13 protein-coding genes are annotated in these 17221 nt (G+C 57.4%); 8 read left to right on the top strand and 5 right to left on the bottom strand.

Features of this window, described 5'->3' with window-relative positions; all coding sequences use genetic code 11:
• Positions 1 to 40 precede the first annotated feature (40 nt).
• The 3 genes from J4D97_RS10295 to tkt all read right to left on the bottom strand — a co-directional run bounded on the left by J4D97_RS10295 (position 41) and on the right by tkt (position 5610).
• Positions 41 to 394: a spore germination protein GerW family protein gene (locus tag J4D97_RS10295; protein ID WP_208307503.1), complete on the bottom strand. Its 354-nt coding sequence runs from the start codon at positions 392 to 394 to the stop codon at positions 41 to 43.
• Positions 395 to 520: 126 nt separating this feature from the next.
• Positions 521 to 3331, bottom strand: coding sequence for a bifunctional transaldolase/phosoglucose isomerase (locus J4D97_RS10290; RefSeq protein WP_208307502.1), 2811 nt, complete (start codon positions 3329 to 3331; stop codon positions 521 to 523).
• Positions 3332 to 3558: 227 nt separating this feature from the next.
• Positions 3559 to 5610: a transketolase gene (tkt, locus tag J4D97_RS10285; RefSeq protein ID WP_208307501.1), complete on the bottom strand. Its 2052-nt coding sequence runs from the start codon at positions 5608 to 5610 to the stop codon at positions 3559 to 3561.
• 236 nt (positions 5611 to 5846) lie between these two features.
• Here tkt and modA point away from each other — a divergent pair, with 236 nt between their 5' ends.
• The 5 genes from modA (at position 5847) to J4D97_RS10260 (ending at position 9871) form a co-directional block, all read left to right on the top strand.
• Entirely contained in the window at positions 5847 to 6614 is a 768-nt protein-coding gene (gene modA / locus J4D97_RS10280; protein WP_208307500.1) for a molybdate ABC transporter substrate-binding protein, read from the top strand.
• 168 nt (positions 6615 to 6782) lie between these two features.
• On the top strand, positions 6783 to 7457 hold the full coding sequence (gene modB, locus J4D97_RS10275; RefSeq protein WP_208307499.1) for a molybdate ABC transporter permease subunit: 675 nt from the start codon (positions 6783 to 6785) through the stop codon (positions 7455 to 7457).
• Positions 7454 to 8308: an ATP-binding cassette domain-containing protein gene (locus J4D97_RS10270; protein ID WP_208307498.1), complete on the top strand. Its 855-nt coding sequence runs from the start codon at positions 7454 to 7456 to the stop codon at positions 8306 to 8308. Before modB ends, J4D97_RS10270 begins: the two co-directional genes overlap by 4 nt.
• Before the next feature lie 253 nt (positions 8309 to 8561).
• Positions 8562 to 9422 carry a DNA-formamidopyrimidine glycosylase gene (mutM, locus tag J4D97_RS10265; RefSeq protein ID WP_185284047.1) on the top strand — a complete coding sequence of 287 codons (861 nt, stop codon included), beginning with the start codon at positions 8562 to 8564 and terminating at the stop codon, positions 9420 to 9422.
• A 44-nt stretch (positions 9423 to 9466) separates the two neighbouring features.
• A complete protein-coding gene (locus tag J4D97_RS10260) occupies positions 9467 to 9871 on the top strand; it encodes an STAS/SEC14 domain-containing protein (RefSeq protein WP_208307497.1) in 405 nt (134 codons plus the stop codon).
• Between the two features lie 181 nt (positions 9872 to 10052).
• Here the strand turns inward: J4D97_RS10260 and J4D97_RS10255 are convergent, their stop codons facing one another.
• Both J4D97_RS10255 and J4D97_RS10250 read right to left on the bottom strand, forming a co-directional pair.
• Positions 10053 to 10931: a membrane-binding protein gene (locus J4D97_RS10255; RefSeq protein ID WP_208307496.1), complete on the bottom strand. Its 879-nt coding sequence runs from the start codon at positions 10929 to 10931 to the stop codon at positions 10053 to 10055.
• 214 nt (positions 10932 to 11145) lie between these two features.
• Entirely contained in the window at positions 11146 to 13464 is a 2319-nt protein-coding gene (locus J4D97_RS10250; RefSeq protein WP_208307495.1) for a hypothetical protein, read from the bottom strand.
• 396 nt (positions 13465 to 13860) lie between these two features.
• Between J4D97_RS10250 and J4D97_RS10245 the strand changes: the two genes are divergently transcribed.
• The 3 genes from J4D97_RS10245 (at position 13861) to J4D97_RS10235 (ending at position 17185) form a co-directional block, all read left to right on the top strand.
• Positions 13861 to 14292, top strand: coding sequence for a YsnF/AvaK domain-containing protein (locus J4D97_RS10245; protein ID WP_208307494.1), 432 nt, complete (start codon positions 13861 to 13863; stop codon positions 14290 to 14292).
• A gap of 39 nt (positions 14293 to 14331) precedes the next feature.
• On the top strand, positions 14332 to 15186 hold the full coding sequence (locus J4D97_RS10240) for a YsnF/AvaK domain-containing protein (RefSeq protein ID WP_208307493.1): 855 nt from the start codon (positions 14332 to 14334) through the stop codon (positions 15184 to 15186).
• 196 nt (positions 15187 to 15382) lie between these two features.
• The gene (locus tag J4D97_RS10235) at positions 15383 to 17185 is read left to right on the top strand and encodes a glycoside hydrolase family 15 protein (RefSeq protein ID WP_208307492.1); all 1803 of its coding nucleotides are present in this window, start codon (positions 15383 to 15385) and stop codon (positions 17183 to 17185) included.
• Positions 17186 to 17221 lie beyond the last annotated feature (36 nt).

Below are 17221 nucleotides of genomic sequence, written 5' to 3'. Positions count from 1 at the left end.
TTCGAGGCGAGTCCAATAAGTCTGGCTACCTTCAACGCCACTACCGCCACAGCTTCGGCAGGCTCCGCAGCAGCGCCCATGCTACGACCCCGCTCACGGCAATGATGGAAGCTGTAGAACTGCGAATCGGCCGGAAGCGGGTAGTGCCTTCCTTCATCTCGATATACCCAACAGGCGTGACAACCACGCCTCCACCGCCGCCCGAACCGGCTGCTTCGGGTAGGCGGCCGCCGCCACCACCACCAAAACCATAAACGACCCGCGCCACAGGAATCACGGTGGTGCCGTTGCGTTCTACAGGCTCGCCGTATACGGTGCGGGCAGTGACGGTAGTGCTGAGTTGTTCGGCCAAGTTTTGGGCGACTGTGAGGGTAGGGGAATCAGAAGGAGTCATGAGAAAATCATTTGATAAAAGACTGTCATGCTTCGTCAAGCTCAGCATGACAGTCTAAAGAAAGTAAACAAAAAGAAGCCAGCGGCATACACCGCTGGCTTCTTTATTATTCAACTGAAATCTACTTTAGAAAGCAGCCAACAGCGTTTTCAAACCTGCGGCAGCATCGTCGCCGAGGTGCACGTGCAGGGTGCGACGGTCGGCGCTTTGCAGGGCCTCCAGGTCGCCTTGGGCCTGGGCATCTTGCAGGGTGCCGAAGGAGTAGGAACGGCCGGGTAGGGGCAGATCCTGCGGGTGGCCTGCCGTCAGTTGCAGGAATAAGCCCGTGTTGGGGCCGCCCTTGTGGTACTGACCGGTAGAGTGCAGGAAACGCGGACCGTAGCCAAACGTGGTAGCCACGTGCAGCTTGTCCTGAATCTGCTGACGCAGCTCCGCCGTCTCTTCGTTCACCGCTGCCGATTCGGTGAGGTAGGCTTGGATAGATACGTAGTCGCCGGCCTTCGCTTGCGCGAAGAACTGCTGCACCAGTTCCTTAGCTGAGCTGCCCGACACTGCCGAGTAGTAATCCAGCCCGCCTTCCGACAGAGCTTTCTGCTGCTCCGGTAGGCTGCCTTTTTCGGCTACCTCCTTCATAATTTTGTCGGTAGCGGTTTTGGCGGCCTGCACGTTGGGCTGGTCGAAGGGGTTGATGCCCAGCACCGCGCCGGCAATGGCCGTAGCGGCTTCCCAACGGAAGAATTCGGCACCCAGGTCCAAGGCATCCTTCATGCGGATAGTGATAACCGGGTGGCCGGCCTCTTGCAGCGTCTTCAGCTTCTGCGTGTTATCTTCATCGGCTTCGTTTTCATAGCCCACGTACACAAACACGCGGTCCTGGCCGTACACCTCGGGCTTACCCAGGTGCTCGCCGGCAACCGGCAAAATGCCTTTGCCTTCTTTGCCAGTGCTTTCAGCCAGCAATTGCTCCAGCCACAGGCCCAGGTCGCTGAGCGACTGAGGAACTACCAGCGTGAGCTTGTCGCGGCCTTTGGTAGACAGCACGCCCAGGGCGGCGCCCAGCTGCAAGCCGGGGTTGTTGTCGCTGGGGCCGTAAGCACCGCAGGCACGCATCATGATAACGGCGCGGGCCAGCAGCTCGCCCACGTTGATGCCGTAGAGCGCAGCCGGTACCAAACCGAAGAACGTGAGAGCCGAGAAACGGCCGCCTACCTCGGGGAAGTTCAGGAACACCTTGCGGTAGCCCAGCTCCTTGGCCGTCTCGATGAACGGGGAGCCGGGGTCGGTGATGCCGATGAAATTTTCGCCGGCTTTCTCGCCTTTTACGGCTTTCACCTTCTCGTAGAAATAGTCGCCGAACGCCAGCGGCTCGGCCGTAGTGCCCGATTTGCTGGCTACGATGAACAGCGTGTTTTCCAGCGGTACAGCCTTTTCAATCTCTTGTACTGTACCAGGGTTGGTGGTGTCCAGAATCAGCACGTCGAGGCCGTTTTCACCTTTTGGGAACGACTTCTCGAACACGATGGGGGCCATGGTGCTGCCGCCCATGCCCATTACCACTACGTGGGTGAAGCCGTCGGCCTTAGCTTCCTGCGCAAACTGCTCCAGGCGGCCTACCTCGTCTATCATGGTTTCGGCCACGCGCAGCCAGCCCATGTAGTTGCGGATGCTCTCCTGACCTTTAGCGTCTTGCGTCCACAGGTCGGCCTGCTTGTTCCAGAAACCCGTGATGAAATCCGACTTCTTATACTCCTCAATCTTGGCGTCTACCTCTTGCTGGTACTCGCCTAGTTGCATCTCAGCTTCTACCGGCTGCAAGTCCAAGGCTTGCACGCGCTTTTTCTCAATCGAGTCGATCAGCTTAGCGAAGGGTTCCTTGAACTTCTTACCGCCGTCTTCTTCCAGGAACTGGGTACGCTCCTGCAAGTCGATGCCCAGCTTGGGTAGGGCGTTCAGCACTTCGTCTACTTGGTCGAGGTTGGTTTCCAGCGTGTTGGCTACTTTGCCTTTTTCGCGGAACAGGTCCAGGGTTTCCACCGGAATGGTGTTCACCGTTTCCGGACCAATGAGGCCGTCTACGTAGCGCAGGTCGTCGTACTTGGGGTTTTTGTTGCCAGTGCTGGCCCACAACAGGCGCTGCGAGTTGGCACCTTTCTCCTTGAGGGCTTCCCAACGTGGTCCGGCAAAAATGCCTTTGTAGAGCTGGTAAGCCTTCTTGGCGCTGGCCAGAGCTACCTCGCCCACCAGGGGCTCGGCCAGCTTGGCCTTCTCGCCGCCTTCTTCCACCATTTTCTCTAGCACGGGATCCAGCAGCACATCGATGCGCGAGAGGAAGAAGCTAGCTACGGAATTGATGTTGTCGATGGCGCCGCCGGCTTTCACGCGGTCTTCCAGGCCCGAGATGTAGGCTTCGGCTACGGCCTCGTAGCGCTCCAGCCCAAAAATCAGCGTCACGTTTACGTTCACGCCTTCCGAGATGAGCTTGCGGATGGCGGGTAGGCCTTCCAAGGTAGCCGGTACCTTAATCATCACGTTGGGGCGGTCTACGGCTTTCCAGAAGCGCAGGCCTTCCTCAATGGTACCCTCAGTATCGTTGATGAGGTTGGGGCCTACCTCCAGGCTCACGTAGCCGTCGCCGGAGTTGTCGTGGCTGTCGTAGAGCGGGCGGAACAGGTCGCAGGCGTGCTGCACGTCGGCTACGGCCAGCTCGGCGTAAATGTCGTCGGCCGATTTGCCTTGCAGAGCCAGAGCCCGGATGGTGGTATCGTAGTCGTCGCTGCCGCCAATGGCTTTCTCGAAAATAGCCGGGTTCGACGTCACGCCACGCAAATCTTCTTCCTTGATGCGCTTTACCAACTCACCGTTGATGAGGATTTTGCGACGGATGAAGTCCAACCAGATGCTTTGGTCGAATTCGCGGATTTTGTTGAGTGCGTTCATAAAAAATGGGTAGAAGCTGGGGCCGGAGCCCCGGCCGGAAATGTGTTAGGACAGTTCGCGGCGCTAAGCTAGGGAAAACCAAATATTCAGGCTAACGGATTTAAGAGGGAGAATACCGAAACCGTTGCCGAGGTAGGGCAGAAGAGTTGTCATTCCGAACGTAGTGAGGAATCTGAGTAGCAAGTAGCTGTTTTCCTCAGATTCCTCACTGCGTTCGGAATAACAGATTACTTCAGCACTTCCTTCTTCTCAATACCCACGTCGTTGCCTTTCAACAACTCGCGGGCTTGCTTTACAACGTTTTCTACGCTGAAGCCAAATTCGGCCATCACTTCCTCGCCGGGGCCCGATTCGCCGAAGCGGTTCATGCTGATGGTCGTGCCTTCGTCAGTCACGTATTTGTGCCAGCCAATGGGTGAGCCGGCCTCAATGGCAATGCGCTTGCGCACGGCGGGGGGTAGGACTTTGTGCTGATATTCAGTTTCTTCCAGCTCAAACAACTCCCACGACGGCATACTTACCACGCGCACGGCCACGCCTTCCTGCGTCAGCTTCTCCTGGGCTTCCAGGGCCAGCGACACTTCCGAGCCGGTACCAATCAAAATTAGCTCTGGTTGGCCGTTGTCGGCGTCTTTCAGGATGTAGGCGCCTTTAGCCACGCCTTCGCGGGCTGAACCCATCGTTTCCTGGTCCAGCACCGGCAGTTTCTGACGGGAGAGGATAAGCGCTACCGGCGTTTCAGCCTGGGTAAGCGCAATGCGCCACGATTCCACGGTTTCGTTGGCGTCGGCGGGACGCAGCACAATCAGGTTGGGTACCGTGCGCAGGCCAATCACCTGCTCCACCGGCTGGTGGGTAGGGCCGTCTTCACCTAGGCCAATGCTGTCGTGGGTGAACACGAACGTGGCCGTGGACTGGGCCAGTGCCGTGAGGCGGATGGAGCCGCGCATGTAATCGGAGAAATTCAGGAACGTGCCGCCGTAGGGACGCACGCCGCCGTGGCGGGCCATGCCGTTGAGGGCACCGCCCATGGCATGCTCGCGCACCCCAAACCAGATGTTGCTGTCCTCATAGCGGCCCGGCTGGAAGCTGTCCTCGCCCTTAGTCGACATTTCGTTGGACGAGGCTAGGTCGGCGGAACCGCCAAACAGGTAGGGCACGCTCTTTTTGAGAGCCGTAAGGGCTTTACCCGAAGCCTGACGGGTAGCCAAGGGGCCATCGGCGGGCTTGAACACAGGCAGTTCGGCATCCCAACCCTGGGGTAGGTCGTGGCTGAAAGCGGTTTCGAACTGCTGAGCTTCGGCCTCAAATTCCTTTTTATACGCAGCAAACTGCTCGTTCCATTCTTGTTGCAGCTTGGCGCCGCGCTGGCCGGGTTCCAGCAAGTGCTGCTTCACCTCATCAGGCACAAAGAACTTCTCGTCCGGATTCCAGCCCAAGAACTCCTTGGTTTTGCGCACGTTTTCAGGGCCGAGGGGCGAGCCGTGCGACTTATTGGTGCCTTCCAGCGGCGAGCCGAAGCCGATAATCGTCTTCACGGCAATAATCGAGGGGCGGTCCGTCTCGTTTTGCGCTTCGCGGATAGCGGCTTCAATGGCGTCTAAGTCATTGCCGTCGCCTACCGTCTGAGTGTGCCAGCCGTAGGCGTCGAAGCGGGCCATCGGGTCTTCGGTGTACGCGAGGCTGGTAGGGCCATCGAGCGAAATGCTATTATCGTCGTATAGATAAATCATCTTGCCCAGCTTGAGGTGACCCGCCAGCGAGGCGGCCTCCGAGGCAATACCTTCCATCAGGTCGCCGTCGCTCACTAATACGTAAGTATAATGGTCGACTACATTGTGGCCGGACTTGTTGTAGGTGGCGGCCTGGAAAGCCTCCGTCATGGCCATGCCTAACCCGTTGGCAAAGCCCTGGCCCAATGGTCCGGTGGTTACTTCCACGCCCGCCGTCAGGTTCGACTCGGGGTGACCGGGCGTTTTGGAGCCCATCTGCCGGAAGCGTTTCAGCTCCGACATCGGCAAATCGTAGCCGTAGAGGTGTAACATGCTGTAGAGCAGCGCCGAACCATGCCCGGCCGACAATACAAACCGGTCGCGGTTGGGCCACTCGGGGTCTTGGGGGTTGAAGCGCAGGAAGCGCGACCACAGCACATAAGCCATGGGAGCGGCACCCAGTGGCAAGCCGGGGTGGCCGGAGTTGGCCTCCTGCACCATATCAACGGATAACAGACGTAGGGTGTTGACGCTCAGCTGGTCCAGGGATTGTTGGTTTTCGGGCATGATACGGAAAGATTGAAAGAAATTTAGGTGCAAAAGAAGAGTAACCGGCATCGTTGCCAGTAGCCTTGGGGGCTGGTTGCGCCCAGAGACGTTACTACTTAGTACGGGAAAAACCGTGTAAACGATGAATAAAACCTGGGGCTGACGGGCAGAAGCGCAGCCAAAAAACCAGATTCATCGTTATACCTTTGTGTATACAACGCTCGTTCTCGTACACTACCCCGCTTCTACGTATAATGTCCCGTTTGCATCTCGCGTTGCCTGCGCTGTTGCTGCTATTGTGTCTGGTAGGCGCTACCCCGCCCCAGCCAGCAGCGTCCGCGCCCCTCACCATTGCCGCCGCCTCCGATTTGCAGTACGTGATGGATTCGCTGCTCACCATCTACCGCCGCCAGCAGCCGCAACAGCACGTAAAGGTGGTGTACGGCTCCTCGGGCAAATTCTACCAGCAGCTCAGTCACGGCGCCCCGTTCGATATCTACTTCTCCGCCGATAGCAACTACCCTCGCAAGCTGCACCAGCAAGGCCTCACGGCCAGCGCGCCCCAGCGCTACGCCACTGGCCGACTGGTGGTGTGGAGTAAGAAGCTCGACCCACGCCCGCAGGGTCTGAATACTTTGCTGAACCCAGCCATTCATAAAATTGCCATGGCCAACCCCGCCCACGCCCCCTACGGCCAGAAGGCGCAGGAGGCTCTGCAACACTACCACCTCTATGATAAGCTGAAAGCGCACCTCGTGCTAGGCGAAAACATCAGCCAGACGGCCCAATACGCCACCACCGGGGCCGCCGATGTGGGACTGCTGGCGTTGTCATTGGCTCGTAGTCCGCAACTACGCCGGCAGGGGCACTACTATCTTATTCCCGCTGATGCGCACACGCCCTTGGAACAGGCCTATGTGGTGATGAAGCGCGCTGCTGGCAACTCGGCGGCTACCTCGTTCACGGCATTTATCAGCAGCGCCCCGGCCAAAGCCGCGCTGAAGCGGTATGGGTTTGAGTAGGGTAGGAGCCTTGAAAGTCGTCCGTCATATTTATCTGTCATCCTGAGCGGAGCGAAGGACCTTCCCACGGCAGAACGAAGTCGTTCATTAGTAACTCCAACGTGAGAAGGTCCTTCGCTCCGCTCAGGATGACAACCTAAGAAAACATAAAAGAATACCGCTTCCACTTTGTCTGACTTCTCCCAAACCCTACTACTCACCGCCAAGCTGGCTACTCTCACTACCCTGCTGCTCTTGCTGCTGGGCGTGCCGTTAGCCTACTGGTTGGCGTATGCCCGGTTTCGGGGCAAGGCGGTGGTAGAGGCGCTGGTGAGTTTACCGCTGGTGCTGCCACCTACGGTTATCGGGTTTTACCTGCTGCTGGCTTTTAGTGCCGATAGTGGGGTAGGGTACTTCCTGGTGCACACGCTGGGACTGGAGCTGAACTTCACGTTTGGCGGCATTCTAATTGGGTCGTTGGTATATAGCCTACCCTTTATGGTGCAGCCAGTGCAGGCCGCCTTGCACAATGTGCCCCGCTCGTTGCGGGAGGCCGCGTACACGCTGGGCAAGTCGCGGTTGACGACCTTGTGGCGGGTGCTGCTGCCCAATATCCGGCCGGCGTTGCTGAGTGCTTCGGTGCTGACCTTTGCGCATACCGTGGGCGAGTTTGGGGTAGTGTTGATGATTGGCGGCAACATTCCGGGCCAGACGCGGGTTGCTTCCATCGCCATCTACGACGCCGCCGAAAGTCTCGACTACGCCCGCGCCAACCACTACGCGCTGGTGTTGGTAGGACTATCCTTCGCGGGGCTATTGCTGCTGGCCGCTTTCACCAAACGCTCTGCCAGCCGCCTACTGTGATTGACCTGCACCTCACCAAGCCCCTGCAAACCGCGCACGGCCCGACCCTGCTAGACGTGCGCCTGTCCGTAACAGCCGGTGAGTTGGTGGCCGTATACGGCGCCTCGGGCGCCGGCAAAACCACGCTGTTGCGCCTGTTGGCGGGCCTAAGCCGGCCCGCCAGCGGCCATTTACGGGTAGGAAACGATGTGTGGTATGACCAGCAAAGCGGTATCTGGCTACCACCCCAGCGCCGTAGCATTGGCTTCGTATTTCAGGACTACGCGCTGTTTCCGAACATGACGGTGCGCCAGAATCTAGAATTTGCCCTACCTGATGCGTCGGGCAAGGTGTTGGTAGACGAGCTGTTGGAACTAATGGACCTAGGCGAGCTGGCCCGGCGGCGGCCGCAGCAGCTTTCGGGGGGGCAGCAGCAGCGCGTGGCCCTGGCGCGGGCGCTGGCCCGGCAGCCCCGCCTGCTCCTGCTCGATGAGCCCCTGGCTGCTCTGGACGTACCTACCCGCCTGCGGCTGCAACAGGCGCTGGCCGCGGCGCACCAGCGCTTTCAGCTCACTACGCTGCTCGTAAGCCACGACTACGCCGAAATAACGCGGCTGGCTACCCGTGCCGTGGAGCTGGACGGGGGTAGGGTAGTGCGCAACGGCTTGCCGTCGGCGGTGCTGCCCGGCACTGACACAGCTCCCAACTTCCGGCTGACCGGCACCGTAGTAGCCGCCGAGCCTTCGGCCACCGGCCAGACATTGCAGGTAAGGGTAGGAGAGGAGGTAGTAACCGTGGAAGTAAGTGCCGCCACACCCTACCAAGCAGGCGACACGCTAGTGCTAACAGGTAGCGTGCAACGGGAGAGGTAGCTATTGTTTGAGTTAACTATTGTCCGGTGTAAAGACGCATATTTGCGTCTCGTCGTTGTTGATGTTGTTTGCTGAAACGGTGCTGACGCGAGTTCTTCAATGAAGAGACGCAAGTATGCGTCTCTACACATCTTTTCAGCTAATTCAAATAGCCGCTACAGCAAAGGCATTTGAGTGTTTGAATAAAGGCGAAACTCCACAGTAAGGCAGCGCGTTTCTTACGCATCATTCGACCACTCACCATTTCCCGCCCGTGCCCGAACTACCCGAAGTCGAAACCTACCGCCGGTTTCTGGATGACCTTATTCTACATCAACCCATTACGGCAGTAGAAGTGCGCGACGCCCATGTGCTCACCACCGATGAGGACACGCTGCGGCGCTACTTGGTGGGTAGGCAGGTAATGGCCACGCGTCGCTTGGGCAAAAACTGCTTTCTCGAACTCGACAACGACACTGTGCTGGCCTTGCACTTTGGCATGACCGGTGACGTGGGCGCCTACCGCGACGACCCCGACGCCCCGCGCTTCACCCGCGTGGCCCTACACCTGGCCGACGGCATGCGCATCGCCTTTGTAGACCCGCGCAAATTCGGCCGCATCCGGCTGGCTGGCAGCGTGGCCGAATACCAGAAGCTGAAAAAGCTTGGTCCCGATGCGCTCGATATCACTTCTGAGCAGCTGCAAGCGGCGCTCAGCAAAAAGAAAACGCTGCTGAAGCCTGCTCTACTCGACCAGCGCATCACTGCCGGCTTGGGCAACTGGATTGTGGATGAGGTGCTGTTTCAGGCCAAAATCAACCCCGAACGGCTGTGCAATACGCTTACCGAGAAGGAGTTCAAAGCCCTGCACGCGTCCATTCAACTGGTGCTGAAAACGGCTATCCAGCAGGAGGCCACGTACCGCAACTTCCCGGCGTCGTTCCTGATTCATGCGCGGGAGTGGGACGACTCGGCCACGCCGGGTACCGACAAGCACCGGTTTTGCCCGCGCCACCCGCGCACTGAAATTGAGAAGAAATACGTGGGTGGTCGGGCTACCTACTACTGCCCCAAATGCCAGCCAGTGCCCGTCACGGCCAGTGAAAAGCCAACGGCCAGCGGAACCCAGGGGTAGGGAAAGCGTAAAAAGTAGCCCCTCCACTTTTAACGAATTCGCTTATGTTTCGCGCAGTTGATTATCCCGATGAAAACCTGCTGGCCCTTTATATCGGTGGCATGCTCACCAAAGCCGACTACCAAGGCGTGGTGCCTACCCTCGAAAAAAAGGTACAGCAGTACGGTAAGGTGAACGCCTACCTCGAATACCAGGGCATTGAAGATGTGACTTTGAAAGCGCTCTGGGAAGAGTTGAAAGAAGATGTAAAGCACTTCACCAGTTTCAACCGCGTGGCTGTGGTCAGCAACGACAATACATTGGTGAAAGCCGGGGCGGCGCTCAGCTCCGTCATCACGCCCAGCGACGTGAAGCACTTCAACCCCGACGAAAAAACGGTAGCCCTGCAATGGGTGCGCGGCGAAAACGCCGTGGCCTCGCCGCGTACTGTAGATGTGTATTCCTCGTAGAATCAATAGAGGCGCGTTACACACGCCCATCGTTGCGTCTGTTTTGGTGAGAAAAATCAAGTTTTCAATGCCAAGTCAGATGAATATGCCGCAACAGACGCGTGCAACGCGCCCTTACAACGCAAAAGAGCCAACCGCACGCGGTTGGCTCTTTGTATTTCCTGCTACGCCTTCTTTTTGCTTACGAAGCGTCGGTGAGCATCGCTACCAAGCGGCCGTTGGGGTTGTACACCGCTCCCGAAGTATCGATGTATAGGCGGCGCTGCTTAGAATCAACCAGGATCAAAGGGAAGTCCTCGTCGTCGGAGCGAGTGATGCGGCCCACTACTTCGGCGGTGCGGGTGCCGGGCTCTACGTGCACCACGTTCAGGCGGTCGGTGAGGTAGAAGGGCTCATCGGGAGCGTCGCGGAAAGTAAGCTTGCCCACAATGGCGGTGCGGTTAGCTACGTTGCGGGCCACGGCAGGCGCCGTAGTCTGCGGACGCAATACGGCCGGCGCGGACGAAGGAGCCGTAGTACGCGTACTGGCCGCAATCTGGGTGTTCGACTGCTGCCAGCCCCGGCTGATGGCCGCGAGGCGTTGGCTACGGCCAGGGTGGGTTGCGGAGCCGTGCTCGTCCGATATCACCGCCATAGCGGCCTGCGCTTGGGCCAGGCTGGCGCCCATCTTGCGCAACACAAAGCCCGAAAACTCATCGGCTTCCAGCTCATCGGCGGGGTTGGAGCCGCGGCCTGTGAGGGTATGACCGTTGAGGTGGTGCCCCATTTCGTGGGCCAAAATGCTGGTGCCGGCCCAGTCGGTGCGGCCGGCGCGGTTTACGGCTGCCACAAACTGCGGATTATACAATAGGTAGCGCTGGCCATTGTAGACCACGGCCGCGGCATTGTCTACCTCCGAGGTAGCCTGCAACTCGAAACGCGGTTTCAGGCCTACCACCGAGGTAATATCGCGCAGCACGTCGCGCTGGCCGGTGGAAGTTTGGGCGTAGGAGGTGCTGGTCAACAGGACCCCCATCACCAGGAAAAGACCCGCCAAGCGGCGGAAAAAGGCGTAGGACATGGAAGTGAGTTCTGAGTGGCTGATAATAGAAGGCAAATAATACGCCATAAAATCCTATTTGGCAGACATATCGGCTTCTATCTATACAACGCAGAACGCTACCTTTTTCGTTTACTTTTCCTGCCCTGGCGAGCCTTTTTTACAGAAAATACACCAAAAAACAGTGGGGCGCCTCCCATCTGGAAAGCGCCCCGCTGTATGATAGGTAGTAGGGCTATAAGCGCACGCCGATACCCGGCCCAAAGAGGAAGAACAATTTCCCGCCATTTACTAAGTAGCCTCCGCCAAGATAGAGTGGGAACGTAAGCTTAGCGTCGCTGCGGGTCGGGTAGACCGAGCCGAGCACTACAATACCCAAGTCGCGGTTGGCATTGCTAGTAGGACTCAGGTTGAATGCATTGAGTGCTACGAAACCTGCACCTACTTTATAAGGGCGGGGCTTGTTGATTTTATTAGGATTGTAAAACGTTAGCTGGGCCAGCGTGGCTAGGCTGATGCCGCTAAAGGCTGTATAGTTGTTGTTCTCGCCGTTGCCATTTATTTGCTTGGTAAGCAAACCGGCCGGGAAGCTAATGTCGATGTCAAACTTCACCCTACGCTGCAACACTAGGTCTAGCGTTTGCGAGTAGCCCTTGTCGCCGTACTGGCTGGCCACGTGCTGCACGGTTACGTAGATGTGCGCCCAATCGTCGAGGTCGTAGGTTTTGCGGGAGAGCAGGCTGTTGAGGTTGATGTTGCCGACCTGGCACTGCGGGTCGCGGTAGAAAGCGGCCCGCAAGGAGTTGTCGCCGGGACACACCACCACGTTTTCAATGGTGCGCATCTCAATCAGGTTGCCTTTGGCGTCCTGGGTTCTGATCTGAAACGTGAGGTACTGCTTCCCATACAGCTGCTGGTCAGCGTCGATGGCGTTGGCATCGAAGGAAAACACCACGTCGCGCACGGTACGGGGGTAGAGGATGGGGCCGTTGAGGGTCGTAACGGGGCGCGCTGCCTCCCCAAACGTCACCTTCACGAAGTCCAGCGGGTGAGGGCGCTGAAACTCGCGCACGTTCAGGCCCTGGCCCGTGTTTTCATTGCCGTTGTAAATGGCCACGCGCTTCTTATCAATCCCAACGGGCACCTGCAAGCGGTAAATCACCGCCGACTCCGAGCGCACCGATGAGTCGGAGGGAACCACGCGCACATCCTCGAAGCGAAAAGGCGCCTTCAGCAGCGACTCGCCCTCTAGGCGTACATCTACCGTTTCGCCGGGATTCACGTTGGTGTTGGTGGTCCAGTCGCCGCCGCGGTGCCGCACGCTCACCGTAGTAATGGTGGTTTTGGGCGAAATGTTGAGGTTGGTGATGTATTTGGGCTGGTCACCGTCCTTTATATATAAGTAGCTGTCCGTTTGGCGGTGGGTGTTGTATACGCGCAGCCAGCACAGCACCCGGTCGTTGGAAAGGTACTGGCGCGTGAAAATTTCAGCAACGAGTGCCCCGCCGGCTTCTTCCTGATCTTCTACCCGGTAGGTGTGCTTCAGGTCGAAGGTGCGGCCGTTGTCGAGGATGATTTCTACGCCCTTGCGGCGGGAGCTTTCATCCAGCGTAATCTCTTTTTTGTCGACGCTCAGGAAACGTAGGCGGCTGCTCTTCACCGTGAATTCCTGCCGGATAGGGGGTAGGGAGTAACTCAGCTTCCGACCATTCTCAATCAGAAAGGGCCGCTCGGTTTGCATGCGCAGCGTGATGCTGCGCGTGCCCGTTACGTTGGGCAGCACGTGCAGCTTCAGGCCGCCATTTTCCTGCGCTATGCGGTAGTCGATGTCCTGGCCGTGGGTCCACTCGCCGGTGGCGCGCACATTTTTTACGTTGTTACTGGTCAGGTCGAACACCTTCTCCTCGCCCACAAACAGCTCCGTATCGGTGGGGCGGAAGTCGAGGGAAGTGCGCGTGACAGGCAGCAGCTGCACCGTTTGGGTGAATTGCGGGCCGCGCAGGCTGTCGAGGTTGGCTTGGGCAAAAGTGAGGCTGAGGTAGCGCACCCCAGTCAAGGCCTTGAAGCGAATTTTGGTGCGATAGTACTCGTTGTTGACCGGCGTGAGCGAGTCCAGCTGCTGGAAGTCGGCGGAGCGCACCAGGCGCAACGGCGCACTGGGGTTCATGCGCACAGGATAGGCCATAATTTCGGCCGTTTCGTCTTCCTGACGGTAGTAGAAATACAGGTTCAGCTCGCCCTGCACGGCAATCATGTTGCGGCTGAGGGCGTAGTTGGTGGTGTCGGTGCGCAGCAGCAGCTCGCGTAGCAGCGTGGCGTTACGGGTGGCCGCAGGGCTAACTGTCGTTGGGGCCGGTGCTTGGCTAGTGCGGTAAGTAGGGGCAGGGGTAGAGGCTGGCACATCTGGCACCGGGGCCGGGCTGGTAGGCTGCTGGGCCCAGCTACGAGAAGGAAACAACCACAACAGCACAAAAAACGACAACCAACCTGTGCCCCGTAGGGCACGACGCAACAAAGTAGGCAATAGCACGGGCAGCAGAACAGAGGCGAACAAACAAAGCAAGCGCCGAAGCGCAAGCAAAGGTAGGGCCACGAGGCCGATTCGCGCAGAAAATTCGGCTTGCTACCTCTCTACATGCCGGTTCCTACTGGAAAGGCAGGCTTGCACATCGAGTTAATTTCAACTTTTTATTGTCCATAAAAGCCCACGGAGCGCAGTCATTTTCTCCAACTTCTAGCCTACCCTTGAAGAGGGACCAAACGGACTGATACGGTGTGTATAGGGGCAGATAGCAAGCCAAAGAAGAATAGGCTATATATAAGAATAATTATATCGATAAAAAGAGCTGTATACTCAACAGTAAATTGATTTTCAATAACTTAATAGGAGAGGTCGCGTAAGATAAGACAGATAGTTTAGAATCTGATCCAGGTTAAAAGCCTGTTGCCAATGCCTACCAACGACCTTGCTAATCAGCCGCCACTTTCGTCAGCGAAAGTCCCCATAATAGAGGAGAGGGCGGTGATTCACCGCGAGGTAGTGGAAAATGGTCGGGTGCGGTTATCCAAAACCGTACACGAGCACCAAGAGGATGTAGACGTCATCCTACGCCACGAGGAAGTGCAGGTAGAGCGCGTCGCCGTCAACCAGTTTGTGGCCGATGGCGTGGCCCCTCCCACACCGCGATACGAGGGCAATACACTCATTGTACCAGTAGTACGCGAAATCGTGATGAAACGTCTGCTGATTGTAGAAGAACTACACATTCTGAAACAACAAGTGGAAACCCACGAAACGGAAACCGTAACGCTACGTCACGAGGAAGTGAACGTGGAGCGCTACCCCGCCAACGGAGCAACTGACGCTTCTCCTGATCAGTAACATTCTCTCATACTTAACCACCACCTAACCCCTAAAAAAATGACTCATACCGTAATTGGAATGTTCGATACCGCCGACCAGGCAAAATCTGCTGCTCAACAACTTGCTAGTGCTGGCTTCAGCCTAGACCATGTAGACGTAGCCTCGCGTAACGACGATACAACCGATACTAATGATGTAAATCGCGGCCGGTACCGTAGCAATACTAACCGCACCGAAGAAAGCTCTACCGACAGCATCGGCGACTTCTTCAGCAATCTGTTCAGCGATGATGACGACAACGCTAATCGCTATGCTCATGCAGCCCGCGAAAGCGGCTCGTTGGTAACCGTACACGCTCACTCCGACGAAAACGCCCGCCAGGCCGCCGAAATTCTGGACCGTTGCGGCGCTGTTGACGTGAACGAGCGTGCCGAGCAGTCGGGTTATAAGGGCAAGGCTACGAATACAAACGCAAACAACGCGAATGCCAACGCCAACGCAACCAATCAAAACACCAATGATCAGGTGTCGGCGAAGGTAATCGAGGAAAACTTACAAGTAGGTAAGCGCGTAGAGCAAACGGGCGGTGCCCGTCTGCGTAGCCGCATCATCGAGCGCCCCGTGGAAGCCAGTGTGCGTCTGCGTGAGGAGCATGTGAACGTAAACCGCAAGCCGGTAGACCGTCCTGCTTCGGAAGCTGACTTTGAAGCTTTCAAAGAAGGTAATATCGAAGTAACCGAAAGCGCCGAGCGCGCTGTAGTGGGTAAAGAAGCCCGCGTGGTGGAAGAAGTAACGCTGGGCAAAGAAGTAACCGAGCGTGAAGAAACCATCCACGACACTGTGCGCAAGACGGAAGTAGACGTAGAGAAGTTGAACAACAACGACCGTCCTGCCGGTGACCCACGTCGCTAGAATCAAGGACCAATCCTTATAAATACGTAGAAAAGACGGCTGCTTTGCAGCCGTCTTTTTTATGCTCATTGCCTAAGATTTACTGCTGTAGCATGGTAAGAATGCCGCATTGCGCAACCCAACACTAGCCTGCACGGTATTAGAAAAGCACTAGGTACCTGCCATAGTGGCCGGGCCATTCCTTTCACTTTCCCGAATGACCACACCTCCCCCTACCTCCCGCACCCATACTTACAACATGGGCCTGATTGGCAACTGCGCCTTCCTGGGCCTGATTGGAACTGATACGGCCGTGCGCTGGCTGTGCTGGCCGCGCTTCGACAGCAGCTTTGTGTTTGGTAGTCTGCTTGACTCTCACAAAGGCGGTGAGTACAGCATCCGACCCGCCGAGGGGGAGTTTCGGAGCAACCAGTACTACCTCGACAACACCAACGTGCTGTGCACCGAGATTGAAACCCCTGACGGCCGCTACCGCGTCACGGACTTTGCCCCGCGCTTCACGCAGTACGAACGTAACTACAAGCCCCTGATGTTTGTGCGGAAGGTGGAGCCCTTGCAGGGTACGCCCCGCGTGCGGGTGCGCTGCCAGCCGGTAGGGCAGTACGGCGAGCAGGCACTCAGCCGCCGCCGCAGCTCCAACCACATTGCGTTTCTGGGCTTGGAGGAAGAAATTCGTCTCACTACCAACATTCCCCTTACCTACGTGCTCGATGACCAGGATTTTGTCCTGAACGACACGTTTTATCTAGTGCTTACCTACGGCGCTCCGCTGGAAGCACCCTTGGAAAGCACCGCCGAACGGTTTCTGCGCGAAACCACCCAGTACTGGCGCAAGTGGGTGAAGAGCATGAGCATCGGCACGTTCCATCAAGCAGCCGTAATTCGCTCAGCGCTAGCCCTAAAGCTGCACCAGTACGAGGACACGGGCGCTATTATTGCCGCCACTACTACCTCCCTACCCGAAGCGCCTGGCTCGGGCCGCAACTGGGACTACCGCTTCTGCTGGATGCGCGACACCTATTATATCCTCACGGCCTTCAACAACATTGGTCATTTCGAGGAGATGGAGCGCTATTTCCACTACATCGCCAATATCTCGACCAAGGTAGAGGACAAGTATCAGCCCCTGTACAGCATCAGCGGGGCTTCCAAGCTGATTGAGGAGGAACTGGACCTGGAGGGCTACCTTGGCAACCGCCCCGTACGTATCGGCAACGATGCCTACACGCACATTCAGAACGACGTGTATGGGCAAGTGCTGGTTGCGCTGCTGCCGCTCTACGTAGACCGGCGCTTCATCGATTTTGAACGCACCCACACCGAAAAGCTGATCTACGACGCCCTGCGCCTGATTCGGCAAACCATGAACCAGCCCGACGCCGGGCTGTGGGAGTTCCGCACGTTGTCGCAGTACCACGCCTACACTTACCTGTTCCATTGGGCGGGTAGCCACGCGGCGTGCAAAGTAGCCAGCTACTTCCAGAACCCCGAAATACAGCGTATGGCGCAGGAGTTGATGGACGAGGCGGCTGATAAAATTGAACAGTGCTACAACCAGGAGCGTGGTGTATACACCAACGCCATTGGCTCACCCCACCTCGATGCCAGCACTATGCAGTTGATCCTGATGGGCTACCTCGACCCAGCTTCCGAAAAAGCCCGCCAGCACTTGGTAGAGTTGGAAAAGGAGCTGATGACGCCTGAAGGCTTGTTCTATCGCTACCGCCACGCCGACGACTTCGGCACGCCCGAAACCACGTTCCTAATTTGCTCTTTCTGGTACGTAGAGGCCCTGGCCGCCGTCGGCCGTCTCGATGAAGCCATACGCGAGTTTGAAAAGCTGCTCAAGTACACAAACCATCTGGGCCTGCTTTCCGAAGACGTAGACGCCAAAACCGGCTCGCAGTGGGGCAACTTCCCGCAGGCTTACAGCCACGTGGGCTTGGTAAACGCCGCCTACCGCATCTCCAAAAAGCTGGACCGCCCGAACTTCTTGTAGGGTTATAAAAAAGCTGTTGGCCGTTAGCTGATAGCT

This window comes from Hymenobacter defluvii (genome assembly GCF_017589435.1).
In the GTDB taxonomy this organism is placed as follows: Bacteria; Bacteroidota; Bacteroidia; order Cytophagales; family Hymenobacteraceae; genus Hymenobacter; species Hymenobacter profundi.
Note: the sequence above shows the minus strand (reverse complement) of the source record. Positions and strands in the feature narration are given on the sequence as shown.